The organism is Streptomyces sp. NPDC102270 (assembly GCF_044766405.1).
Taxonomy (GTDB): Bacteria; Actinomycetota; Actinomycetes; order Streptomycetales; family Streptomycetaceae; genus Streptomyces.
On the sequence record NZ_JBIWLX010000023.1, the window covers coordinates 174,651 to 198,887 of the forward strand.

The following is a 24,237-nucleotide window of genomic DNA, read 5'->3' on the forward strand; positions in this document are numbered from 1 at the left end:
GTCCCCCTGCTCAGGCCTTCAACTTGTAGCCGAAGCCACGGACCGTCTCGATCCGGTCCTGGCCGATCTTCGTCCGCAGCCGCTGCACATGGACGTCCACGACCCGGGTGTCACCGCCCCAGCCGTAGTCCCACACCCGCTCGAGGAGCTTGTCGCGCGACAGGACCGTACCCGGCGCGGAGGAGAACTCCAGGAGCAGCCGCATCTCGGTCGGGGTGAGCGCGACCGGCTGCCCGGCCCTGCGCACCTCCATGCCCTCGGTGTCGATCTCCAGCTCACCGAAGGTCAGCACGCCCCCGGCGGTCGCGTCCGCGCCCTCCTCGCCCCGGTCGGCGCCGCCCGCGTGCCCGAAGCGGCGCAGCACCGCGCGGATCCGGGCGACCAGGACGGCCCCGTCGAACGGCTTGGTCACGTAGTCGTCGGCGCCGGCCTCCAGACCGAGCACCACGTCGATCGAATCGGCGCGTGCCGACAGCATGATCACCGGCACGGTGGACTCGTCGCGGATACGGCGGCACAGGCTGACCCCGTCCAGGCCCGGAACCATGACGTCCAGCAGGGCGATGTCGGGCCGGTCCGCCCGGAACGCCTCCAGGCCCGACAGTCCGTCGGGCATGGCGGTGACCGCGAAGCCGTCCCGCTCCAGGGCGAGTTGGGTGGCCTCGCGGATGACGTCGTCGTCCTCGACGAACAGCACATGGGTCTGGTCTGCCATCCGGGTGCTCTCACTCTTCGGTGTCGTGGCGGTCACTGGGGGATCGTTCCGGGCGGCCCGATCGGTTCAGCTGTCGGGCACCGGCGTCGGATCCGTGCGGACGACGTCGCTGTAGTCGCTGTGCGTCCGGTACACCGCGGCGAACCTCCCCGAGGCCCAGCGGTACGTGATGACGTTCTCGCCGGACGGGTCCGACACCGGGTCGCCCTTCTCGTACACCTGCTTGGTCACCACCAGGTCGCCGCGGTCGATCTCGGCGTAGACCGGAGGTTCCTCGGTCTGGAAGACATTCTGGTACGAACCGTCATCCTCGCGATACACGTACGAGCCGACGCCCACCAGATCGGCACAGGTCACGACGTTGACGACGACGTCGTCGGCCGCGCCGCCGGTCAGGTCGCCGTAGAACAGGTCGACCGGGTACTGGTCGGTGCCACAGGGCTCCAGATCGCGCTTGACCGCCTCGGAGACCTTCGGGTCCGACCTGAGCAGAGCGACCGCGCCCTTGCGGTCGAGGCGCGGGGAGGCCAGGGCGGACGGCAGGGCCGAGGGCGAGGCGCCGTCGGCCGCCGCCGCGTGCGCGGGACCCTCGTCACGGGTGCCGGTGCCGCCGGTGGCGCAGGCGGAGACGAAAAGGGCGAGGGCGGCCAGCACGACCACCGCCGTGCTCGCCGCCTGCAAGATCCCCCGGACCGGAGCGAGGTCCCGCCGGGTGGGCCCGGGTTCGGTCAGGCCGCCGCGCAACGCTCCCGCTCCTCACGCTCCAGCGCGCGTGCGTCCAGGTCGCGGGCCTCCAGCTCCTCGCGGAGCCGGGCGAGCGCCCGGTGCAGCGTGCTCTTGACCGTACCGGCCGACATGCCGAGGGCGGCGGCCGTCTCCTCCGTGGACATCTGCTCCCAGTGTCGCAGCACCACGACGCTGCGCTGCTTGGGGGCGAGCACCTTCATGACGTCCATCAGCAGGGCGCGGTCCGCGTGCTGCTCGGTGGCGTCGTCGACCGAGGCGTCCGGGAGCTGCTCGGTCGGCACCTCCTCCAGCTTGCGCGCCCGCCACCACTCCGTGCGGGTGTTGATCATCACCCGGCGCAGATAGGCGTCCGCGAGCCGCTTGTCCTCGATGGTCTCCCAGCGGCCGTACGTCCGTACGAGCGCCGTCTGGAGCAGGTCCTGCGCGTCGACCGGGTCCGGGACCAGACGGCGTGCGCTGCGCAGCAACGCGTCCTGCCGGGTGCGGACGTACTCCTCGAACTCGAGCACCTCGCCCTGCGCCATGTCGACCGCCTCCTGATCCCCGTTCCGGCAGTCCCTGCCGGTTCTCATCGCGTGTGCTGCCGCCTGGTGTGCGGCATGGCAATGAAGCTACGGAGCGGTTGTCACGGGGCTGTGCGGAGCAGCGCGCGGCTGGCAATCAGCTGTCCGTCGGTTGTGTAACGGAAGCCGAAAAAGGGTAAACCGGCGCGGTCGTTCGCGCCGGTTCAGGGTGATTCGCCGGTTTGCTTCGTGCCGACTATGTCAACGGCAGCCGATACAAACCACCCGGCAGGGGCTCGACAAGTCCGTCCGCGACGAGACCGTCCAGCGCCCGCGCCCGCTGTACCGGCTCGTGCCACACCCGGTCGAGCACCGGCTGCGGGACGGGCGCGTGGGCCTCCCGCAGCACGGCGAGCAGCCTGCCGCGGACCTGGCGGTCGGTACCGGCGTACGTCTGCCCGCGCCGCGGCGGCCCGTCATGCTCGGGCTTGCCCGCGAGCCGCCACGCGCACTGGGCGGCGATCGGGCAGCGCTGACAGCTCTCGTTCCTGGCCGTGCAGACGAGCGCGCCGAGTTCCATGGAGGCGGCGGCCCAGCGCGCGGCGGTCTTCTCGTCCTGGGGCAGCAGGGCGCGGGCGAGCTTGCGTTCGGCGGCGGTGGTGGCGTTCGGCGGGTACTGCACACCGGTGACGGCCCGGGCGAACACCCGCCGCACATTGGTGTCGAGCACGGCGTGCCGCTGCCCGTACGCGAAGGAGGCGACGGCGGCCGCCGTGTACTCGCCGATCCCGGGCAGCGCGAGCAGCTGTGCGTGGTCCGTCGGTACGTCACCGCCGTGCCGTTCCGTTATGGCGACCGCGGCGCCGTGCAGCCGCAGCGCCCGGCGCGGATAGCCGAGCCGGCCCCAGGCGCGCACGGCCTCGCCGGGTGCCTCCGCGGCGAGATCGGCGGGCCGTGGCCACCGCGCGAGCCACTGCTCGTAGACCGGCAGCACCCGGCTCACGGGGGTCTGCTGGAGCATGAACTCACTGACCATCACCCCCCACGGCCCGGCCTCGGGCCGCCGCCACGGCAGATCCCGGGCGTGCTCGTCGAACCAGTCGATGACGGGGGAGTGCAGGCCCGCTCCGCGGGGAGCGTCGGTGACGCCGTCGGCGGGGCTGCTGTGCGAGGGCGAGGGCGAGGGCTGGGGCTGGGGCTTCGTGGGCGCAGTCATGGCCTTCCGATCCTGCCATGGCCGGGGGCCCGCGCGGGCGTACCGCCATGCCCGGGATCGCCGACGGTGCGACCGCGTCACTCCCCTGTGGCGTGGGCCGGCCGGACCGCGCCCGCGCCTGGACCGCGCTGCGGACGGCGCCCTGACAGCGGTTGACGGGCTGGGCGCGCTGACCGCGGCGCTCCCGGTGGGCCGACGGCACCTGGGGACGGCCCTCGGGCTGACCGCCGCACAGGCGGGTCGTCGCCGGCGGCACAGTCGTGATGCGGGCCGGGCCGGGCAGCCGGAGCCGCAGTGCACCGCCGAGGAGCGGGCGCGACTGCGCGAACGGGCGCCGGTCGCCCAGAACATACGTGAGCGGGAGTTCACCGCACCGCATACGTCGAGCCGTGGCCAGAGGTGCAAGGGACGCGATCGCGAACAGTGCGTCCAGGAGCGGGAGTCCGGTCTCCGGCCCTCTGTGCCGCTGTGTTGTACCCGGACGGGGCGTGAAGTGCACCGTCACGGATCGTAGGCGGTGCGTCGATGTGGTCACGCTCCGCGATCGTCACGTGTCGGCCCGACGAAAGGCAGGGGCGGGGCGGCCGTTTCCGGAATGATGATCCTGAAAAGTTGTGGCGCCGGGCGGCGGGTGAGGACGGCGAACTCGCCGATCTCTCGTACAGTTTGCGCCGTGGGATCTCTGCGCAATCCGGTCGGGCCGCTTCCCTCCTCCATCTACTGGCGACGGAGGGCCGTCATGCTGTCCGTCCTCGCCGTGCTGGCGCTGCTGATCGCATGGATCGTCAGCTCCGGCGGCGGAGGCGGCAGGAACGGCGCGGACGGGCCCAACGACAAGAATCCCTCCCCCTCCACGATCACCCCGGGACCCTCCGGTTCCGGTCCGGCGATCAGTCAAGCCCCAGGCGGCCGCGACGAGTCGACGACCGGTGGCGACACCGGCGGGGGTTCGGGATCGGGCTCCGGTTCGGCCGCCGGTGCCGGTGCGGGGGGCAGCTCGGGAGCCGGCGGTGAGACCGGTACGGGTGGCTCCGCCGGGGCCGGCGGGGTCGGCGGGTCCGGAAGTGCCGGAAGTGCCGGAAGTGCCGGGAGCGGCGGCACGGGCATCGGGGTGGGGCCGACAGACACCCTCCCGGCGGGCTCCTCCATCCCCAACTGCACTGCGGGCGCGGTGAAGTTGAGCGTGCGGAGTCTGCACAACGCCTACGCCCCCGACCAGACCCCCACCTTGCTGCTGACCGCGACGAACTCCTCCGCCGGCGACTGCAAGGTCGATCTCGGGCCCAAGCGCGCGGTGTTGACGATCACTCAGGCCGGCTCGGACGACCCGTACTGGTCGTCCGCCGACTGTCCCAGGACCGCGGGGAACCTGGTCTACCGGGCTCCGGCCCGGAGCAGCATCACGTACACCGTGAAGTGGGACCGCAAGCCGAGTGCTCCGCAGTGCGCGACGCCTCCCGCGGGGTCGGCGGGTTCGGGGACCTACCTGGTGGAGGTCAAGGCGCCCGGATATGCCACCGCGCAGGCTTCGTTCGTGCTGGAGAACGACTGACCGAGGTGCCGTCGTCGTGGCAGGGGCGCGGTCTCCGCGCCCCTGGCGTGCCTACACGTACCGTTCCAGGATCGAGCTCTCGGCCAGCCTCGACAGGCCCTCCCTGACGCTGCGTGCCCTTGCCTCGCCCACTCCGTCCACCGTCTGGAGGTCGTCGACGCTGGCCGCCAGCAGCTTCTGGAGACTGCCGAAGTGCTCCACCAGGCGGTCGATGATCGCGCCCGGCAGGCGGGGCACCTTGGCCAGCAGGCGGAAGCCACGGGGGGAGACGCCCGAGTCGATCGCCTCGGGGGAGCCGGTGTAGCCCAGGGCGCGGGCCACGGCGGGGAGTTCGAGAAGCTCGGCGTGGGTCAGGGCGTCCAGTTCGTACAGCGCCTCCTCGACCGTGCGGGAGCGCTTCGCGGTGGGTTCGGGTACGTAGTCCCGGACTACCAGTTCGCGTTCCGGCTCCACGCCCGCGATCAGCTCGTCCAGCTGGAGGGAGAGGAGGCGGCCGTCCGTGCCGAGTTCAAGCACGTACTCGGCGATCTCCGTGGCGATCCGGCGGACCATCTCCAGGCGCTGGGCGACGGCCGAGACGTCCCGGACCGTCACGAGGTCCTCGATCTCCAGCGCGGAGAGGGTGCCCGCCACCTCGTCCAGACGCAGCTTGTAGCGCTCCAGGGTCGCCAGGGCCTGGTTCGCCCGGGACAGGATCGCCGCCGAGTCCTCCAGGACGCGGCGCTGGCCGTCGACGTACAGGGCGATGAGGCGCATCGACTGGGAGACCGAGACGACCGGGAAGCCGACCTGCTTGCTCACCCGGTCCGCGGTGCGGTGCCGGGTGCCGGTCTCCTCCGTCGGGATCGTCGCGTCGGGCACGAACTGCACGCCCGCCCGCAGGATCTTCGACAGGTCCGACGAGAGCACGATGCCGCCGTCCAGCTTGCACAGCTCACGCAGGCGCGTGGCCGCGAACTCGACGTCCAGGACGAAACCGCCCGTGCACATCGTCTCCACCGTCTTGTCGAAGCCGAGCACGATGAGTCCGCCGGTGTTGCCGCGCAGCACCCGCTCGAGGCCGTCGCGCAGGGGGGTGCCGGGGGCCACGGCGCTCAGGGAGGCGCGCATCAGGCCATCGGAACCGGCACTCCCACCGGACTTTCCGGGAGCTGCCGCCCGGTCGTTGGCTGCCACTGCTCTCCTCCGGTCGCGGGGTCTTGGGCCCTCCCATGTCGCACATTCGGTTCGTACGGACGGGCGAGACCAGGGCAAAGTCTACCGGCGGTCCTCCTCGTCCCGTGGGGCCTCCCGTCGACGTGAGCGCGGAAGGACCCTCAGGGCGTCCCCTATGTCCGCGACTTCCAGGACCTTCATGCCGGCCGGGATCTTGCCGGGATCGCCCGGTACGAGCGCGTGCGTGAAGCCCAGACGGTGCGCCTCGGAGAGCCTGCGCTGGACGCCCGTGACCCGTCTGACCTCGCCCGCGAGGCCCACCTCGCCGATCGCGACGAGGTTCTTGGGCAGCGGGGTGTCGCTGGCCGCCGACGCCAGGGCGAGGGCGATCGCCAGGTCCGCGGCAGGTTCCGAAAGCTTTACCCCACCGACCGTCGCGGAGTAGATGTCCCGCTTGCCGAGGGCGCTGATCCGGCCGCGCTGCTCCAGGACGGCGAGCATCATCGAGACGCGGGAGGTCTCCAGACCCGAGGTGGTGCGCCGGGGCGAGGGGATCTGGGAGTCGACGGTGAGCGCCTGCACCTCGGCGACCAGAGGACGGCGGCCCTCCAGGGTGACGGTGAGACAGGTACCGGGGACCGGTTCGGCACGACGTGTCAGGAAAAGTCCACTTGGGTCCGCGAGGCCAGTGATGCCCTCGTCGTGCAGTTCGAAGCAGCCGACCTCGTCGGTGGCGCCGTAGCGGTTCTTGACGCCCCGTACGAGCCGGAGGCGCGCGTGCCGGTCGCCCTCGAAGCTCAGGACCACGTCCACCAGGTGCTCCAGCAGGCGGGGACCGGCGATCGCGCCGTCCTTGGTGACATGGCCCACCAGGAGGGTGGCCATCCCGCGCTCCTTGGAGACCCGGATCAGCGCCCCGGCGACCTCGCGCACCTGGGCCATGCCGCCCGGGGCGCCGTCGATCTCCGGGGAGGCCACCGTCTGCACCGAGTCGAGGATCAGCAGCGACGGCTTCACCGCGTCCAGATGTCCGAGGACCGCGGACAGGTCGGTCTCGGCGGCGAGATACAGGTGGTCGTCGATCGCGCGGATGCGGTCGGCGCGCATCCGGACCTGGCTCGCGGACTCCTCGCCGGTCACATAGAGCGTGCGGTGCTCGTCGCTCGCCGACTTGGCCGCCACGTCCAGCAGGAGCGTGGACTTGCCGACGCCGGGTTCGCCCGCGAGGAGCACCACCGCGCCGGGCACGAGACCGCCGCCGAGCACCCGGTCCAGCTCGGGCACGCCGGTGGAGCGGGCGGTGGCCTGGCGGCCGTCGACCTGGCCGATGGGCACGGCGGAGGTGGTGACACGGCCGGGTGTCGTCGTACGCACCGCGGGCGCGCCGTACTCCTCGATCGTCCCCCAGGCCTGGCACTCGGGGCAGCGACCGAGCCACTTGGCCGTCTGCCAGCCGCACTCGGTGCAGCGGTAGGACGGGCGCTCCTTGGCGGACTTTGTACGGGCAGCCATGCACGAACCGTAACCGCCGCCACTGACAACGCTTGCCGCCGCCCGCCGGACGGCATGCGTCCCGGCCCCGGGTCAGCCCGCGCCCGGCCCGGACCGTCCCGCGCCCCGGCGTGTGAATCGGCCACGTCACGACGGGAACGAGCCATGGAATCCGGGGTACCTGTCCCCGATTGAGGGATCGTTTCACCCGTACGGAGTAAAAGTGCTCAAGGTGTAGGAAGGGGCCATCTTTCGCGTCCTACGGTCCACGGATGATGAGCAGCAGTCCGGAGACCTCGACCCGCACCACCGGCGCGCACCGGGCGCAACGGCAGGAGCGCGACCGCGCTGCGGCGCGCACGCTGGCGCAGCGGCCGACCGCGCGCTACGAGCCGTACCTGGACGGCCTGTTCACCTACTGCCTGTCCGTGCTGTGCGACCACGACGCGGCGACCGCCGCCCTCGGGGACGTCCTCGCGCTCGCCGACAAGCGCGGCGGCCCGGACGCGGCCGGTGACCGCAGGGCCTGGCTGTACGCGCTGGCCCGCTGGGCCTGTCTGCGCAAGCTGGCCGAGGCCAAGCAGAAACGTCAGGCCACGCACGCGGCGGGGCGTCACGGAGCTGCCCAGGACCCCGCCCGACCTCCGGTCGCCGAGGACGTCCTGGAGGCGCGGCGCCGCGAACTCTCCCTGCTGGCCTGGCCGGAGGCGGCCGGTACGACCCCCGAGCAGCGCGAGGCGCTCGAACTCGCCGTACGCCACCATCTCGCCGCCCACGAGGTCGCCGCCGTCCTCGGCATGGACCTCGCCGGAGCCCGCGAACTGCTCGCCTCCGCCGCCTGCGAGGTCGAGCGCACCCGCGCGGCCCTCGCCGTCGTCGAGACCGGTGACTGTCCGAGCGTGGCGCGGCTCACCGGCGACAACCAGTTCGTGCTCAGCTCCGCCCTGCGCCGCGAACTCGTACGCCATGTCGACGACTGCCCGCGCTGTCGCCGCAGCGCCGAACGCGCAATCCCCGGCCGCTGGCCCGGCGCCATGACCACACCCGCCGAGCTGCCCGTGCTCGAAGCGCCCCGCGCGGCCCTGCGCATGGCGTCGGCGCACCCGCCACGCGCGCGTGGCGCCGCCGTGCCCCGCTTCGACCGGCGTGGCTTCCCTATGGACCCCAAGGACCGGGCCGCCCGCCGCGACCGCCTTCGCGCGCGTGCCGTGACCACGACCGTCGTCGCCACCGTCGTCGCCGCCCCCGTGCTCGCCCTGTGGGCCGCCTACCGGGGCGGTCCCGGTGAGGGGGCCGACGGCCACTCCGCCAGCGCCAGCGAGGCGCACGGCCCCGACAGCCTGGACGGCGTGGTGGCGAGCGGCGGCTATCAGTACGCCGGCAACGCGAGCACGAGACCCGGCAACCGTTTCGCCAAGGACGCCAGGCCCGACGTCTCCGTGGAGGTCGTGAGCGTCGCGGGCGCCGGCAAGAAGGGCGCCGGACACCTGCAGGTCGACGCCGGCAACGACGGCGACACCACCCTGATCACCCTCACCGCGAGCGGCGACGCCCCGGTCCGCTGGTCGGCCACCACCGGTGCCTCCTGGCTCTACCTGAGCCAGTCCTCGGGAACCCTGAAGGCCGGCGAGTCGTTGACGATCAAGGTGTACGTCGACCATCTGCGCGAGCCGTCCGGCCCCTGGAGCGCGCGCGTGGCGATCGCACCGGCCGGCGCCGTCGTCACCATCCAGGGCTACGGCACGGCGCCCGCGCCGTCCGCCCCCGGCGAGCCGACGACACCCCCGCCCAGCCCCACTCCCACGACCTCGGCCCCCTCGGATCCCACTCCGAGCGACCTGCCTTCCTCGTCCCCCTCCCCGACCCCGCCGGACCCCACCCCGTCCGACCCGGCGAGCCCGACATCCTCACCGACGGGCAGTGACGAGCCGAGCCCCTCCACGTCGTAGCGGATGCGTTTCCGCCGCTCAGCCGATCGGGTCCGCCGGATGCGGTGCCAGCAGGGGCAGTTGGGAGGCCAAGCGTTGCTCGCAGAGTTCGACCAGGCGGTCGTAGCCGGCCTTGCCCATCAGTTCGATCAGTTCGGGGCGGTAGGAGACGTAGACCGGGTCACCGGCGCCGTGTGCCGAGGTCGCCGACGTGCACCACCAGTGCAGGTCGTGGCCGCCCGGACCCCAGCCGCGCCGGTCGTACTCGCCGATCGACACCTGGAGCACCCGCGTGTCGTCGGGCCGGTCGATCCAGTCGTACGTCCGCCGCACCGGCAGCTGCCAGCAGACGTCCGGCTTGGTCTCCAGCGGCTCGCGGCCCTCCCGCAGCGCCAGGATGTGCAGCGAGCAGCCCTGGCCGCCGGCGAAGCCCGGCCGGTTCTGGAAGATGCAGGAGCCCTGGAAGGGCCGGGTCTGCCGGTCGCCGTCCTCGTCCTCCGAGACCCAGCCGCCCGTCGTGCCCTCGGCGTGGTGCTGCCAGATGTCCGGAGTGAGTCGCGCCACGTGCTCGGCGACCCGCTGCTCGTCGTCCTCGTCGGAGAAGTGGGCACCCAGAGTGCAGCACCCGTCGTCCGCCCGGCCCGCCTGGATGCCCTGGCAGCCGCTGCCGAAGATGCAGTTCCATCGAGAGGTCAGCCAGGTCAGATCGCAGCGGAAGACCTGCTCGTCGTCCGCCGGATCCGGGAACTCCACCCACGCGCGCGCGAAGTCGAGCCCCTTCTCGTCGGCCTTCAGAGCCTTCGTGGCCTTCCGCGACTGCTTCGGCGGCTTCACCCGCGAAGGACCGTCGGCAGAAGCGGCCGTTTTGTCGTCCTTCACCTTTTTCGTCTTTGGCACTCGTCCAGGGTAAGTCGCCCGAGCCCCCTCCGGAGACAGTAGAACGCCCAGCTGGCAGTAGCGTTCCCCCCATGAGACTCGGTGTCCTCGACGTGGGTTCGAACACGGTGCACCTGCTCGTGGTGGACGCGCACCACGGCGCACGCCCCCTGCCCGCGCACTCGCACAAGGTGGAACTGCGCCTTGCCGAACTCCTCGACGAGGCCGGGGCGATCAGTCCCGAAGGCGTCGAGAAGCTGGTCGCGGTCGTCAAGGACGCACTCCAGGCCGCCGAGGACAAGGGCGTCGAGGACCTGCTCCCGTTCGCCACCTCCGCCGTCCGCGAGGCCGGCAACGCCGACGACGTCCTCGCGCGTGTGCGGGCCGAGACCGGCGTCGAGCTCCAGGTCCTCACCGGCGCCGAGGAGGCCCGTCTCACCTTCCTCGCCGCCCGCCGCTGGTTCGGCTGGTCGGCGGGCAAGCTCCTGGTCCTCGACATCGGCGGCGGCTCCCTGGAGATCGCCTACGGCATCGACGAGCAGCCGGACGCGGTGGCCTCCCTCCCACTGGGCGCGGGCCGTCTCACGGCGGGCTGGCTCCCCGGCGACCCCCCGGACCCGGACGCCATCAGGGCCCTGCGACGGCATGTGCGCGCCCAGATCGCCCGCACGGTCGGAGAGTTCGCCCGCTTCGGCGCCCCCGACCACGTGGTCGCCACCTCCAAGACCTTCAAGCAGCTGGCCCGCCTGGCCGGCGCGGCCCGCTCCGCCGAGGGTCTCTACGTCCAGCGCGAACTCAAGCGCGAGTCCCTGGAGGCCTGGGTCCCGAGGCTGGCCGGAATGACGACGGACCAGCGGGCGGAACTCCCGGGCGTCTCCGAAGGCCGGGCGAACCAGCTCCTGGCGGGCGCCCTGGTGGCCGAGGGTGCGTTGGACCTGTTCGGGGTGGAAACGGTGGAAATCTGCCCGTGGGCGCTCAGGGAAGGTGTCATCCTGCGCAGACTTGATCACATGGGTTCGGCGCAAGGTTCCTGAGGGCGCGAGCAACCGCACACCGGCCGGTACCCGCCTCGTGGCAATCGCCACAACGGCGAACAGGCACCCCACATCCACCCGAGCGAACCCTTTAGGCTGACGACCGTGGCAGAACCAGTCGTACGGATCCCGGATGCGAAGGTCGCCCTCTCGACGGCCTCGGTCTACCCGGAGTCGACGGCGACGGCCTTCGAGATCGCCGCACGCCTCGGATACGACGGCGTCGAGGTCATGGTGTGGACCGACCCGGTCAGCCAGGACATCGAGGCCCTGCGCCGCCTCTCCGACTACCACGGCATCCCCATACTCGCCGTGCACGCCCCCTGCCTGCTCATCACGCAGCGGGTGTGGTCCACGGACCCCTGGGTCAAGCTCCAGCGCGCCCGAGCGGCCGCCGAGAAGCTGGGCGCGAGCACGGTCGTCGTCCACCCGCCGTTCCGCTGGCAGCGCCAGTACGCCCGCGACTTCGTCAGCGGGATCTGGCGGATGGCGGACGAGACGGACGTACGGTTCGCCGTCGAGAACATGTACCCCTGGCGCTACCGCGACCGCGAGATGCTCGCCTACGCCCCCGACTGGGACGTCACCAAGGACGACTACCGGCACTTCACGATCGACCTCAGCCACGCGGCGACCTCCCGGACCGACGCGATGCAGATGGTCGACCGGATGGGGGACCGTCTCGGCCACGTCCATCTCGCCGACGGCAAGGGCTCGGCGAAGGACGAGCACCTCGTGCCCGGCCGCGGCGCCCAGCCCTGCGCCGAGCTCCTGGAGCGCCTCGCGCTGAGCGGCTTCGACGGCCATGTCGTCATCGAGGTCAACACCCGCCGCGCGATGTCCGGCGCCGAACGCGAGGCCGACCTCGCCGAGGCCCTGGCCTTCACCCGCCTCCATCTGGCCTCACCGGTGAGGGTGCCGCGGCGATGAGCGAGCGAGTAGACGCGAGGGCGTCCCTGGTGGCGGGGGGCCGTGCAGGTGTGAAGGCGCCTCCGGTGGCGGGGAAGCGGGCAGATGTGCAGGTGCCTCCGGCGACGGGGGGCCGTGTAGGTGTGAAGGCGTCCCTGGTGGCGGGGAGGCGAGCAGGTGTGAAGGCGCCTCCGGTGGCGGGGAAGCGGGCAGATGCGCAGGTGCCTCCGGCGATGAGCGAGCGTGCAGGTGTGAAGGCGTCCCCTGTGGCGGGGGGCCGTGCAGGTGTGAAGGCGTTCCTGGTGGCGGAGGACCATGCAGGCGTGAAGCTGCCTCCGGCGACGGGGAACCGAGCAGCCGTAAAGGCGCCCCGGCCGTGAGCGACGTCACCGCCCGGAAGCGTGGCCGGCCCCGTCGTACGGAATCGGACGCGGCCGGCACCCGTGACCGGATCCTCGTCGCGGCCCGTGAGGAGTTCTCCGAGCGGGGCTACGAGAAGACCTCCGTGCGCGGCATCGCCAAGGCCGCCGGAGTCGACTCGGCCCTGGTCCACCACTACTTCGGCACCAAGGAACAGGTCTTCGAGGCGGCCGTGGAGGTCGCCGCCGCGCCCGCGCTGAGCACCCCCGACGCACTCGCCGAGGGCCCGCTGGAGGACGCCGGAGAACGCCTGACCCGCTTCATCTTCGGCGTCTGGGAGAACCCGGCGACGCGCCTGCCCATCCTGGCGATCGTCCGCTCCGCCGTGACCAACGAGACCGCGGCCAGCGTCTTCCGCCGGCTCGTCGCCGCCCAGTTGCTGCGCCGCATCTCCGACCAGCTGGAGCTGCCGGACGCCGAGCTGCGGGCCGAGCTGGCGGCCGCGCAGCTCGTGGGTACGGCCATGCTGCGGTACGTGATCAAGGTGGAACCGCTGGCCTCGACCGACATCGAGCAGATCATCGCGCGAGTGGCCCCGGTGGTGCAGCACCATCTGACCGGGCCCTGACCGGATCCTGGCCGACCCTGATCAGCCCCTGATCCGAGACGGGCGTCCCGCATTCCGGACACCTTGTCCCGACCCCTGGATGACCGGCGTACGCTCGTTAGCAGTCAGAAGTCTCGTACGACCCTCTCTGAAGTCTCTGACGACCGTCTCTGAAGGAGCGAGCGACGATGCCCGAGCTGAGGTCCCGCACAGTCACCCACGGCCGCAACATGGCGGGCGCCCGCGCCCTTATGCGCGCCTCCGGTGTACCCGGTGCGGACATCGGCCGTAAGCCGATCATCGCGGTCGCCAACTCCTTCACGGAGTTCGTGCCGGGCCACACCCACCTGCAACCGGTCGGCCGGATCGTCTCCGAGGCGATCGTCGCGGCCGGCGGCATCCCGCGCGAGTTCAACACCATCGCCGTCGACGACGGCATCGCGATGGGCCACGGCGGCATGCTGTACTCCCTCCCCTCCCGCGACCTGATCGCGGACTCGGTGGAGTACATGGTCGAGGCCCACTGCGCCGACGCCCTGATCTGCATCTCCAACTGCGACAAGATCACCCCGGGCATGCTGAACGCCGCGCTGCGGCTCAACATCCCCACGGTCTTCGTCTCGGGCGGCCCGATGGAGTCCGGCCGCGCGACCCTCGTGGACGGCACGGTCCGCACCCTCGACCTGGTCGACGCGATGTCCGAGGCCGTGAACGAGAAGATCTCGGACGCGGACATGCTCCGTATCGAGGAGAACGCCTGCCCGACCTGCGGCAGCTGTTCCGGCATGTTCACCGCCAATTCGATGAACTGCCTGACCGAGGCAATCGGCCTCTCCCTCCCCGGCAACGGCTCGGTCCTCGCCACGCACACGGCCCGCAAGCAGCTGTACGTCGACGCGGCCGACACCGTCATGGACATCACCCGGCGCTACTACGAGCAGGACGACGAGACGGTCCTGCCGCGCAACGTCGCCACCTTCGCGGCGTTCGAGAACGCCATGGCGCTCGACATCGCCATGGGCGGCTCCACCAACACGATCCTGCACCTGCTGGCGGCGGCCCAGGAGGCGGAGGTCCCCTTCGGCCTCGCCGAGATCGACGCGGTCTCGCGCCGCGTCCCCTGCCTCGCGAAGGTCGCCCCGAACGTGGCGAAGAACCGCACGTACTACATGGAGGACGTGCACCGCGCGGGCGGCATCCCCGCCCTCCTCGGCGAACTGCACCGCGCGGGCCTGCTCAACGAGGATGTGCACTCGGTGCACAGCCCGTCGCTGGCGGACTGGCTGAAGACGTGGGACGTCCGCGGAGGCTCGCCTTCCGCGAAAGCGCTCGAGCTGTGGCACGCGGCCCCCGGCTGTGTCCGCTCCGCCGAGGCCTTCTCCCAGTCGGAGCGCTGGGAGGCGCTGGACGAGGACGCCGCCGAGGGCTGTATCCGCAGCGCGGAGCACGCGTACTCCAAGGACGGCGGCCTGGCGGTCCTCAAGGGCAACCTCGCGGTCGACGGCTGTGTCGTGAAGACGGCCGGCGTCGACGAGTCGATCTGGACGTTCGAGGGCCCGGCGGTCGTCTGCGAGTCGCAGGAGGAGGCCGTCCAGAAGATCCTCACCCAGCAGGTCAAGGAGGGCGACGTCGTCGTCATCCGCTACGAGGGCCCCAAGGGCGGCCCCGGTATGCAGGAGATGCTCTACCCGACCTCGTACCTGAAGGGCCGCGGCCTCGGCAAGGCGTGCGCCCTGATCACCGACGGCCGCTTCTCCGGCGGCACCTCCGGCCTGTCCATCGGCCACGCCTCCCCGGAGGCCGCGGCCGGCGGCACCATCGCCCTTGTCGAGGACGGCGACCGCATCCGCATCGACATCCCCGGCCGGTCGATCGAGCTCCTGGTCGACGATGAGGAGCTGGCCCGTCGCGAGGCCGCACTGGACGGCGCCTACGCCCCGAAGAACCGCGAGCGCAAGGTCTCGGCCGCGCTGCGGGCCTACGCGGCGATGGCCACCAGCGCGGACAAGGGCGCGGTGCGGGACGTGTCGAAGCTGGGCTGAGGCATCCCAGGCAAACCCCCGGCAGACCTGGGGCCGTCCCTTCGGGGGCGGCCCCGTTTTTTGGTGCGCTACCAGTCCGAGGGGGCGCGGGCGTCCACGGCGAAGACGGTGCCGTCGGGGGCGGTGGCGTAGACGTGGTGATCGGCGAGGGTGGGCCGGGGCAGCGTGGCGATCACATCGCCCCCGCCGGCGCCGAGCCGTGCCGGTGTCTGCCCGGCGAGCGTTCCCCTGCGCGCGTCCACGGCGAGCAGTCTCCCGTCGGAAGCGGTGACGAAGACGTGACTGCCGTCGGAGACCGGGACGGATCCCCGGCTCACGGACGTCTCCAGGTGCCACAGTTGCCGGCCCGAGTCGACGTCGATGGCCTCCAGGGCTCCGGCGGCGGCCAGTACGTAGACGACACCGTCGTGCACAGCGGCCTCGGCGCCCTGCCGAGGCACGGGCAAGGCCACCTTCCGGGTCGCTCCGGAGGTGGGGGTGAAGCGGACGACTGCTGTGGCGTAGTCGAAGACCTGATCGACGGAGAGGAAGGACACGGATCCGTTCTCGGAACCGATCGGGGTCAGAGCGCCGTCGAGGTGCTCGTCCCACCGCACGTGCCCCGTGGCCGCGTCCACGGCGGTGATCCGAGTGCTCGACTCGTCGACGGACGTGCTCGTCACGTACAGCAGCGGGTCACCCGGAAACGTCGAGAACGACGGTGTGGTGTGACCGGGTATCTCCTTGCTCCACCTGGTGTCGCCGGACGCGCTGTCCACGCCCGTCACCGTCCCGTCCGTGCGGGTGACCAGGAGCATGCCGCCGGCCGACCACATGCCGTCGTACGCCGGCACCTTCCGCTCCCAGCGGGTCCGGCCCGTGGCGGGATCGAGCGCCTGCAGACGGTTGCCGTAATCCGCCAACGGCAACACAAGGCCACCGGACACGACGGGCGGAACGCTCCACCGGTTCGTGCCGGCCGACTGCCGCCACAGCAGGCTGCCGTCGGTCGGATCGAGGGCGAAGACCAGACCCGCCCGCACGCAGAACAGCTTTCCCGCCCCGTACGAGCACCGGGGCGTGCCCTTGCCCCCGGCCATGGGCTTCGCCTCCCAGGCGCGCGATGCGGACGCCCCCGCCCGGGGCGGCGTGCTGTCCGTCGGCGCGTGCTGTCCGTCGCCGAGCAATGGGACCGAGGCGAACACTCCGCCCGCGACGAGGACAAGCGCGCCGGCGGTGAGCAGCACGTTCCTGCGCAGACGCCGCTCGGGCCGCCGTACCCGCGCTGCGGCCTCTTGCTCGGGCACCGGCACATCACCCGTGCGCTGTGCCGGTATGAACGCCTGCGTGTCGTACGAGGCCGCGACCGACCGCAGCTCCCGCATCAACTCGTCCGGTGTGGGCCGGTCCTCGGGCTCCTTGGCGAGACACCGCACGATGAGCGGAGCGAGATTCTGCGGTACGCCCGCTAGGTCCGGCTCGTCGTGCACGACCTGGTAGGCCACGACATACGGACTGTCGGAGTCGAACGGCCCGCGCCCGGTGGCCGCGTGCACCATCACCGATCCGAGCGCGAAGATGTCGGCGGCGGGGCCCACCTCCCGCGGCCGCCGGAACTGCTCCGGCGCCATGAACGGCGGCGTCCCGATCAACTTCCCCGTCTCGGTGCGAAGTTCGCTGTCCTTTGGCCGAGAAATACCGAAGTCGATGACCTTGGGCCCGTCCTCGGCGAGCAGCACATTGCTCGGCTTGAGATCCCGGTGGACCACCCCGACCCGATGAATGTCGCGCAGCGCCTCGGCGAGCCCGGCCATCAGTCGGCGCAACTCGGAGGGAGGCATGGGCCCGTTCCGTTTCACCTCGTCCGAGAGGGTCGGGCCGGGAATGAACAGCGTGGCCATCCAGGGCCGTTCGGCATCGGGATCGGCGTCGACGACGGACGCGGTGAACGCCCCGCTCACCTTCCGCGCCGCGGCCACCTCCTGCCGGAAGCGCCCCCTGAACTCCGGGTCCTTGGCGAACTCGGAATGTACGACCTTCACCGCGAGCTTCATCCCCGAGGCGCTGCGCGCGACGTGTACGACGCCCATCCCGCCGGACCCGAGGCATGACTCCAGCCGGTAGTGACCGGCGTACTCGGGAAGTTCCGCTTCCGCGCCCGCTCCGGTGTTGCCCTGTGGCGCCATGGAACCACCCCCGTGCTGATCGTCCGCGCGCGCGACGCACGGAGCCTAGTCGATGACTCGTACGGGACAGAGGCGGCTTGCTAGTCTCCGCGTGCGAGTTGCGTACATGTGTTTCATGGCGTGATTTAGGGGAATCAACGGGACCCCATGGCAGTCATGGGGAGCAACGGGGGAGGATTTTCATGTCTGTTGACCACGTGGAAGAAGTCGAGGGCGGCGAGAGCAAGTCCGCCACAACAGCCGCTGCGGCGACGGCGGCCGTGCACTACTACTCAGTCGCACCGGGGTACCGCCTCAACGTCCGCCGCGGCCCGGGCACGCAGTACGGCATCGTCCGCGTCCTCCCCGAGGGCGCACAGGTCGCGATCTACTGCCAGACGCCGGGGACGTCGGTTGTCGGCCCGTACGGCACCTCGAACATCTGGGACAACATCGCCAACGGCGAGTTCGCCTCGGACGCCTATGTACTCACCGGCAGCGACGGCTACGTCGCCTCGCGCTGCGGCTGACCTGGTCACCCATCCCGGAGGGATCCACAAGTGACATCCCTGAAACGCAGATCCGTCATGCTCGCAGGCCTCACCGGCGCCCTCCTCATGGTGGGCGCCGCCAATGCCGAGGCCGTGACGGGCCGCTACTACCCGGTGGCTCCCGGCTACGAGCTGAACGTCCGCAGCGGACCAGGCACGAGCTACAGCGTCGTCCGTGTCCTGCCCGAGGGTTCCATGGTCCACATCTACTGCCAGACGCCGGGCTCCACAGTGACCGGTCCGTACGGCACCTCGAACATCTGGGACAACATCAGCAATAGTCAGTACGTCTCGGACGCGTACGTGAACACCGGCAGCGACGGCTACGTGGCCGACCGCTGCTCCTGATCCCCGAAGGGAGCCCGCCCCCGTCCCGGAGCAATAATCGTCCCGTGAGCGACGAATCCGGCACCCAGGACATCCCCGCGGGCTCCCCAGAGGGCGGCGGCCCCCGCCCCGAACCCCTCCGCCTCTTCGGCACTACCTGGGTGCACCACGACCACGGCTACGCCCTCCGCCGCGTGGGCGCAGCAGCAGGCTCACTCGCCGGCGCCGTCGCCTCCTGCCTGATCCTCCGCTTCGCCTACGAGGGCCTCCAGATCGCCGACACCGGCAGCTTCGTGACCGTCCTCGTCATCGCGATGTTCGCGATCTGCAGCGCGCTGGCCTTCCGCAACACCTGGGACAGCTTCGGCAACCGCCCCGACCCCGACCGCCAGGCCTCCCTTCGCGGCCTCCTGGCCATCGGGTTCGTCGGGTCCCTCCTCGCGTACTTCTTCCGCTCCCTCACGGAGGCACCGGGCGAGAAACTGCACCGGCGGGAGTACGAGGCCGCACGCAGGGAGCACGAGCAGCGCGGTGCTCGTCGCACGGGCAACCCCTCGAAGAAGAAGCGCCGCCGCTGAGAGCCGGCTGAGATCCGGCTGAGATCCGGCCGCGAGCCGGGCCGAGATCAGTCGGCAGTCCCAGCGCCCAGCGCCCTGGCGCCCCGCGCCCCAGCGCCCCGTCACCCCTGGACGGCAGGCCCCCGCGGCGGAGTCGCCCATCGCCGCAACTCCGGCCCCACTCCTACCGGTTCTCTCACCGTAAACCCACCGCGCCCCGATCCGCGTCCGGCCACCATGGCCCCATGGCCGCTTCCTTCCACAGCACCCGAGCCCACTCCTTCAACACCGCCGCAGCCCAGTACGCCGCCAACCGCCCCTCCTACCCGCCCGCCCTCTTCGACGCGATCGAGGAGCTCGCCGGGCACCCTCTCACCGGCGCCCGGGTAGCCGACGTAGGAGCCGGCACCGGGATAGCGACCGCGCTGCTGCACGCCGAGGCGCCCAGGTCGTCGCGGTCGAACCCGGGGACGGCATGGCCGAGCAGTTCCGCCGCACCCACCCCGGCATCCCGATCATCAGGGGCGACGGCAACGACCTCCCCCTCCTCGCGGACTCCGCCGATCTCCTCACCTACGCCCAGTCCTGGCACTGGACCGACCCCGCCCGCGCGGTCCCGGAAGCCCGCCGCGTGCTGCGGCCGGGCGGTGCGCTGGCCCTGTGGTGGAACACCTACGCCCTCGACGTCCCCTGGATCGCCGGTCAGGTCGACCGGGTCGCCGAGCACTTCAAGGACTACGGCGCCCACCCGGCCGTCGAGGTGAACGGCAACGGAGCCCGGTCCGCCCTGGCCGACCCCAGCGGCCGCCTGGACTTCACCCACCGAGTGGCCCGCTGGAGCCGCCGCGTGCCCGTCGACACCCACCTCGCCAACATCGGCAGCCACTCGCTGTTCCTGGTCGCGGGTGAGGAACACACGAGCGCCTTCCTCGCCGAGGAGCGCGGGATCCTGCTGGAACAGTTCCCCGACGGAACCGTCGAGGAGACCTACGACGTCGAGCTGCTGGTCGCCCTCAACACCTGACCCCGCGCCACGGACAGCTTCGGCAGCCGCAGGCGCAGCAAGGCCACGCGGCTGCACGGGATGTGGCCGCCGGCCCCCGTCCCCGCCTGAACCTCCCCCTGCACAAGTACACGGACCGCTTGACGGCCCGGACCCGCCCGAGGATTATTCATCGCATGATGAATAAAGAGCTCGGGCCACCCACCGACCCCACGGACGAAGGGCCCGCCAGCCCCGCCGTCCACGCAGACGGCCTCACCGTCGTCCGAGGCCCCCGCACCGTCCTGAGCGGCCTCGCCTTCGACGTCCCACGCGGTCAGATCACCGGCCTCCTCGGCCCCTCGGGCTGCGGCAAGTCCACCCTGATGCGCTCGATCGTCGGCACCCAGGCCAAGGTCACCGGCACCCTCGATGTCCTCGGCCGGCCCGCGGGCCACCCCGCCCTGCGCACCCGCATCGGCTACGTCACCCAGGCCCCCTCCGTCTACGACGACCTGACCGTCCGCCAGAACCTCGCCTACTTCGCCGCGATCCTCGCCCCCGGCCGCGCCGCCGCCGACCGCCGCCACTCCGACGTCACCCGAGCCATCGACGACGTCGACCTCACCACCCACGCCGACTCCCTCGCCGGCAACCTCTCCGGCGGCCAGCGCAGCCGCGTCTCCCTCGCCGTCGCTCTCCTCGGCACCCCCGAACTCCTCGTCCTCGACGAACCCACCGTCGGTCTCGACCCCGTCCTGCGCCGCGACCTGTGGAACCTCTTCCACGACATCGCCGCCCGCCGCGGCGCCACCCTCCTCATCTCCTCCCACGTCATGGACGAGGCCGAGCGCTGCCACCGCCTCCTCCTGATGCGCGAGGGCCGGATCCTCGCCGACGACACCCCCGAAGCCCTCCGCACCCGCACCCACTCCGACACGGTCGAGGAGGCCTTCCTCCACCTGGTCGACCAGGCCGTCGAGGCAAGCCGCACCAAGGAGCACACGCGATGACCACGACCACCCCGACCGGTCTCGCGCCGGCCCCCACCAGCGCCCTGAGCCTCTCCCGCACCACTGCCACCGCGGCCCGGGTCCTGCGCCAGCTCCGCCACGACCCCCGCACCATCGCGATGATGATCCTGATCCCGTGCCTGATGCTGCTCCTGCTGCGCTACGTCTTCGACGGCAGCCCGCGCACCTTCGACAGCATCGGCGCCTCCCTCCTCGGGATCTTCCCGCTGATCACGATGTTCCTGGTCACCTCCATCGCCACCCTGCGCGAACGCACCTCCGGCACCCTCGAACGCCTCCTCGCCATGCCGCTCGGCAAAGGCGACCTCATCGCCGGCTACGCCCTCGCCTTCGGCGCTCTCGCAATCATCCAGTCCGCCCTCGCGACCGGCCTGGCCGTCTGGTTCCTCGGTCTTGACGTCATCGGCAGCCCCTGGCTCCTGCTGCTGGTCGCCCTGCTCGACGCTCTGCTCGGCACCGCCCTCGGCCTGTTCGTCTCCGCCTTCGCGGCCTCCGAATTCCAGGCCGTCCAGTTCATGCCGGCCGTGATCTTCCCCCAACTCCTCCTCTGCGGCCTCTTCACCCCGCGCGACGACATGCACCCCGTCCTGGAGACCCTCTCCGACGTCCTGCCCATGTCCTACGCCGTCGACGGCATGAACGAGGTCCTCAGGCACACGGACATGACAGCGACCTTCGTCCGCGACGCACTGATCGTGGCGGGCTGCGCACTGCTGGTCCTGGGACTGGGAGCGGCGACACTGAGGCGCAGGACCGAATAGGACCGCACCACAAGGAGCCGGCCGCCCTCCCACGCAGAGGCTGGCACCCCCAGACCCATGTCCCGCCCACCGGACACCCACCCTGCCCGCCGCACCCCGGTGCCAGACTGAACCGCATGAGCCAGAAAGTCGCAGTCCTCGGCACCGGCAAGATCGGCGAAGCCCTGCTCAGCGGAATGATCCGCGCCGGCTGGGCCCCGGCCGACCTCCTGGTCACCGCCCGCCGCCCCGAGCGAGCCGAAGAACTCCGCAATCGCTACGGAGTCGCCCCGGTCACCAACCCGGAGGCCGCGAAGACCGCCGACACTCTGATCCTCACGGTCAAACCGCAGGACATGGGCACCCTCCTCGACGAACTCGCCCCGCACGTCCCGGCCGACCGCCTGGTCATCAGCGGTGCCGCCGGCATCCCCACCTCCTTCTTCGAGGAGCGCCTCGCCACCGGCACCCCCGTCGTCCGCGTCATGACCAACACGCCCGCCCTGGTCGACGAGGCCATGTCCGTCATCTCTGCCGGCACCCACGCCACCGCCGACCACCTCGCCCACACCGAGGAGATCTTCGGCGCCGTCGGCAAGACGCTCCGTGTCCCCGAGTCCCAGCAGGACGCCTGCACCGCCCTCTCCGGCTCCGGACCGGCTTACTTCTTCTACCTGGTCGAAGCCATGACCGACGCCGGCATCCTGCTCGGCCTGCCCCGCGACAAGGCCCACGACCTGATCGTCCAGTCCGCGATCGGCGCCGCCACGATGCTCCGCGACAGCGGCGAACACCCGGTGAAGCTCCGTGAGAACGTCACCTCCCCCGCGGGCACCACCATCAACGCCATCCGCGAACTCGAGAACCACGGCGTACGGGCCGCCCTCATCGCCGCCCTCGAAGCCGCCCGCGACCGCAGCCGCGCCCTGGCCTCCGGCAAGAAGGACTGACCCCCACCGGGGGCGGCCACCCCGCCGCGTCCACCACGCCCTTCGTGGCCACCACGCGAACGAAGCCGCCCCCTCCGTGCCTACCGAGCAGCGTTCAGCACGACACCCCTGTCGAGCGCGCCGGTATCCACAGCAGCCGTATCCGAAGCCGAAGCGGCCGGAAGCAGCCCGATCGCGCGATAAGCGGCATCCACGGTCGGCCGGGCCATCGCCCGAGCCTTCTCCGCGCCATCCCGCAGCACCCCCTCCACATAGCCAGGATCCGCGCACAACTCCTTGTGCCTCTCCTGCACGGGCCTCAAGACCTCGACCACGGCCTCGGCGGTGTCCTTCTTCAAGGCGCCGTACGACTCATATACACCGCTCAGCTCCGATGGGTTCCCACCCGTGCAGGACGCGAGGATCTCCAGCAGATTTGCCGGCCCTGGCCGGGCCTCCCGGTCGTACACGACGTCACGCCCGCTGTCGGTCACGGCCCGCATGACCTTCTTCCGCACGGCGTCCGGTTCGTCGAGCAGATAGACGATCCCCGGCCCCGAGTCGTCGGACTTCCCCATCTTCGACGTCGGCTCCTGGAGGTTCATGACCCGCGCACCCACCTTCGGCACGGTGGCCCGGGGCACCACGAACGTGTAGCCGTACCGCTGGTTGAACCGCACCGCCAGATCGCGCGTCAGCTCCACATGCTGCGCCTGGTCGTCCCCGACCGGCACCTCGTCGGCCCCGTACGCCAGGATGTCCGCGGCCATCAGCACCGGATACGTGAGCAGCGACAGCCGCACACTCCCGCCCCGCGCCCGCTCCCGAGCCGCCTTCTCCTTGTACTGGATCATGCGCCGCATCTCACCGTCCGTGGCCACGCACTCCAGCACGTACGACAGGCGTGTGTGCTCGTCCACATGACTCTGCACGAACACGGTGCACACCTCGGGATCCAGCCCCGACGCCAGCAACAGCGTCGCCGCCTGCCGACTCAGCCGACGCACCCGCGCCGGATCGTGGTCGACGGTCAGGGCGTGCAGGTCGACGATGCAGAACAACGACTCCGCCCGGTGCTGGTCGACCGTGGCCCACTGCCGCATGGCTCCCAGGTAGTTCCCCAGCGTCAGATGCCCCGTCGGCTTGACCCCGCTGAAGACCCGCGTCATCTCTCCACCTCCTGGTCGAGACCGCCGCTCCTGGCCGGCCGACCCTCAGGAGTCCTGGAGGGAGATACGCGAACGGCCGCCGAAGCGGCGGCCGTTGAGTGCATACGTGCTCACGGCCGCCGTCAGGCGGCCCACCACTGCTGGGTGCACGTACGCGTTGTCATGCCTGCCAGCGTACGCCGCAGAGGAGCCGTCCGGACCTGAGTTGACACTCCCCAGCCCCGTACGTAGTGTTCTCCGAGTTGTCCGACGTGAGCGCCGACCCCGGTCGGTCCCCGGACAGCCATTCCGCAGGTACCAGCCAACAAACGACGACAGTCGATCTGTCTGCCGTCGCTGTATTGGCGTGCGTATTCGCGAAATGAGGAATCCACGTTCGAAAGGACGGTGGCCGCCCGATTAGCTCGGGCGCCGGGAATCCGCTAAAGTCTCACTCGTCGGAACGGCCCAACAGCCGGGAAGACAAGCCCGCTGACTGGGAATCAGGCCCGAAAGGATCTGATAGAGTCGGAACCGCCGGAAAGGGAAACGCGAGAGCGGGAACCTGGAAAGCGCCGAGGAAATCGGAACCGGTAACGGTCTGATAGAGTCGGAAACGCAAGACCGAAGGGAAACTGCCCGGAGGAAAGCCCGAGAGGGTGAGTACAAAGGAAGCGTCCGTTCCTTGAG

Annotated in this window: 22 protein-coding genes and 1 pseudogene; 13 read left to right on the forward strand and 10 right to left on the reverse strand. The window is 71.1% G+C overall.

Translation table 11 applies throughout. The features are described from left to right. Positions 1 to 10: 10 nt before the first annotated feature. The 4 genes from cseB to ACIRP7_RS38755 all read right to left on the reverse strand — a co-directional run bounded on the left by cseB (position 11) and on the right by ACIRP7_RS38755 (position 3,181). Positions 11 to 715, reverse strand: coding sequence for a two-component system response regulator CseB (cseB, locus tag ACIRP7_RS38740; protein WP_403669513.1), 705 nt, complete (start codon positions 713 to 715; stop codon positions 11 to 13). A 66-nt stretch (positions 716 to 781) separates the two neighbouring features. Further along, complete coding sequence (locus tag ACIRP7_RS38745) at positions 782 to 1,459, reverse strand: hypothetical protein (protein WP_403669516.1); 678 nt, start codon at positions 1,457 to 1,459, stop codon at positions 782 to 784. Beyond that, positions 1,444 to 1,986, reverse strand: a complete 543-nt coding sequence (locus tag ACIRP7_RS38750; RefSeq protein WP_164425203.1) for a SigE family RNA polymerase sigma factor — start codon at positions 1,984 to 1,986, stop codon at positions 1,444 to 1,446. Before ACIRP7_RS38750 ends, ACIRP7_RS38745 begins: the two co-directional genes overlap by 16 nt. Before the next feature lie 235 nt (positions 1,987 to 2,221). Next, entirely contained in the window at positions 2,222 to 3,181 is a 960-nt protein-coding gene (locus ACIRP7_RS38755) for an A/G-specific adenine glycosylase (protein ID WP_403669519.1), read from the reverse strand. A 673-nt stretch (positions 3,182 to 3,854) separates the two neighbouring features. Here ACIRP7_RS38755 and ACIRP7_RS38760 point away from each other — a divergent pair. After that, positions 3,855 to 4,733: a hypothetical protein gene (locus tag ACIRP7_RS38760; protein WP_403669522.1), complete on the forward strand. Its 879-nt coding sequence runs from the start codon at positions 3,855 to 3,857 to the stop codon at positions 4,731 to 4,733. Positions 4,734 to 4,784: 51 nt separating this feature from the next. Here ACIRP7_RS38760 and disA read toward each other — a convergent pair whose 3' ends face one another. Continuing rightward, positions 4,785 to 5,909 (reverse strand): DNA integrity scanning diadenylate cyclase DisA, encoded by a 1,125-nt coding sequence (gene disA / locus ACIRP7_RS38765; RefSeq protein ID WP_403669524.1) that lies wholly within the window; start codon positions 5,907 to 5,909, stop codon positions 4,785 to 4,787. Positions 5,910 to 5,990: 81 nt separating this feature from the next. Further along, complete coding sequence (radA, locus tag ACIRP7_RS38770; RefSeq protein ID WP_403669527.1) at positions 5,991 to 7,400, reverse strand: DNA repair protein RadA; 1,410 nt, start codon at positions 7,398 to 7,400, stop codon at positions 5,991 to 5,993. Positions 7,401 to 7,651: 251 nt separating this feature from the next. Here radA and ACIRP7_RS38775 point away from each other — a divergent pair, with 251 nt between their 5' ends. Next, entirely contained in the window at positions 7,652 to 9,328 is a 1,677-nt protein-coding gene (locus ACIRP7_RS38775; RefSeq protein WP_403669529.1) for a hypothetical protein, read from the forward strand. 18 nt (positions 9,329 to 9,346) lie between these two features. Here ACIRP7_RS38775 and ACIRP7_RS38780 read toward each other — a convergent pair whose 3' ends face one another. After that, on the reverse strand, positions 9,347 to 10,204 hold the full coding sequence (locus ACIRP7_RS38780; protein ID WP_403669532.1) for a hypothetical protein: 858 nt from the start codon (positions 10,202 to 10,204) through the stop codon (positions 9,347 to 9,349). A gap of 71 nt (positions 10,205 to 10,275) precedes the next feature. Between ACIRP7_RS38780 and ACIRP7_RS38785 the strand changes: the two genes are divergently transcribed. From ACIRP7_RS38785 to ilvD, 4 genes are all read left to right on the forward strand, one after another. Further along, positions 10,276 to 11,217, forward strand: coding sequence for a Ppx/GppA family phosphatase (locus tag ACIRP7_RS38785; protein ID WP_403669534.1), 942 nt, complete (start codon positions 10,276 to 10,278; stop codon positions 11,215 to 11,217). A gap of 105 nt (positions 11,218 to 11,322) precedes the next feature. Beyond that, positions 11,323 to 12,147: a sugar phosphate isomerase/epimerase family protein gene (locus ACIRP7_RS38790; RefSeq protein ID WP_403669537.1), complete on the forward strand. Its 825-nt coding sequence runs from the start codon at positions 11,323 to 11,325 to the stop codon at positions 12,145 to 12,147. Between the two features lie 355 nt (positions 12,148 to 12,502). Continuing rightward, positions 12,503 to 13,114: a TetR family transcriptional regulator gene (locus tag ACIRP7_RS38795; protein WP_403669539.1), complete on the forward strand. Its 612-nt coding sequence runs from the start codon at positions 12,503 to 12,505 to the stop codon at positions 13,112 to 13,114. Between the two features lie 167 nt (positions 13,115 to 13,281). After that, positions 13,282 to 15,135 (forward strand): dihydroxy-acid dehydratase, encoded by a 1,854-nt coding sequence (gene ilvD, locus ACIRP7_RS38800; protein ID WP_403669542.1) that lies wholly within the window; start codon positions 13,282 to 13,284, stop codon positions 15,133 to 15,135. Positions 15,136 to 15,203: 68 nt separating this feature from the next. On the opposite strand, the gene ACIRP7_RS38805 is transcribed toward ilvD, so the two are convergent. Beyond that, the gene (locus ACIRP7_RS38805) at positions 15,204 to 17,300 is read right to left on the reverse strand and encodes a PQQ-binding-like beta-propeller repeat protein (protein ID WP_403669544.1); all 2,097 of its coding nucleotides are present in this window, start codon (positions 17,298 to 17,300) and stop codon (positions 15,204 to 15,206) included. A 182-nt stretch (positions 17,301 to 17,482) separates the two neighbouring features. Here ACIRP7_RS38805 and ACIRP7_RS38810 point away from each other — a divergent pair, with 182 nt between their 5' ends. From ACIRP7_RS38810 to proC, 7 genes and pseudogenes are all read left to right on the forward strand, one after another. Continuing rightward, the gene (locus ACIRP7_RS38810) at positions 17,483 to 17,809 is read left to right on the forward strand and encodes an SH3 domain-containing protein (RefSeq protein ID WP_403669547.1); all 327 of its coding nucleotides are present in this window, start codon (positions 17,483 to 17,485) and stop codon (positions 17,807 to 17,809) included. A gap of 87 nt (positions 17,810 to 17,896) precedes the next feature. Beyond that, a complete protein-coding gene (locus tag ACIRP7_RS38815) occupies positions 17,897 to 18,178 on the forward strand; it encodes a peptidase (RefSeq protein WP_403669592.1) in 282 nt (93 codons plus the stop codon). Positions 18,179 to 18,222: 44 nt separating this feature from the next. Next, the gene (locus ACIRP7_RS38820; RefSeq protein WP_403669550.1) at positions 18,223 to 18,735 is read left to right on the forward strand and encodes an EamA/RhaT family transporter; all 513 of its coding nucleotides are present in this window, start codon (positions 18,223 to 18,225) and stop codon (positions 18,733 to 18,735) included. Between the two features lie 224 nt (positions 18,736 to 18,959). Then, a pseudogene (locus ACIRP7_RS38825) lies at positions 18,960 to 19,738 on the forward strand (class I SAM-dependent methyltransferase). A gap of 155 nt (positions 19,739 to 19,893) precedes the next feature. Beyond that, complete coding sequence (locus ACIRP7_RS38830; protein ID WP_403669553.1) at positions 19,894 to 20,709, forward strand: ABC transporter ATP-binding protein; 816 nt, start codon at positions 19,894 to 19,896, stop codon at positions 20,707 to 20,709. Continuing rightward, positions 20,706 to 21,491 (forward strand): ABC transporter permease, encoded by a 786-nt coding sequence (locus ACIRP7_RS38835; protein ID WP_403669556.1) that lies wholly within the window; start codon positions 20,706 to 20,708, stop codon positions 21,489 to 21,491. The genes ACIRP7_RS38830 and ACIRP7_RS38835 overlap by 4 nt, the downstream gene beginning before the upstream one ends. Before the next feature lie 116 nt (positions 21,492 to 21,607). Next, complete coding sequence (gene proC, locus ACIRP7_RS38840; RefSeq protein ID WP_352388012.1) at positions 21,608 to 22,420, forward strand: pyrroline-5-carboxylate reductase; 813 nt, start codon at positions 21,608 to 21,610, stop codon at positions 22,418 to 22,420. An 80-nt stretch (positions 22,421 to 22,500) separates the two neighbouring features. Here the strand turns inward: proC and trpS are convergent, their stop codons facing one another. Further along, complete coding sequence (trpS, locus tag ACIRP7_RS38845) at positions 22,501 to 23,568, reverse strand: tryptophan--tRNA ligase (RefSeq protein WP_403669559.1); 1,068 nt, start codon at positions 23,566 to 23,568, stop codon at positions 22,501 to 22,503. A gap of 430 nt (positions 23,569 to 23,998) precedes the next feature. Further along, positions 23,999 to 24,237, reverse strand: a 239-nt coding sequence (locus ACIRP7_RS38850; protein ID WP_403669562.1) for a hypothetical protein, incomplete at its 5' end; no start/stop codon positions are given.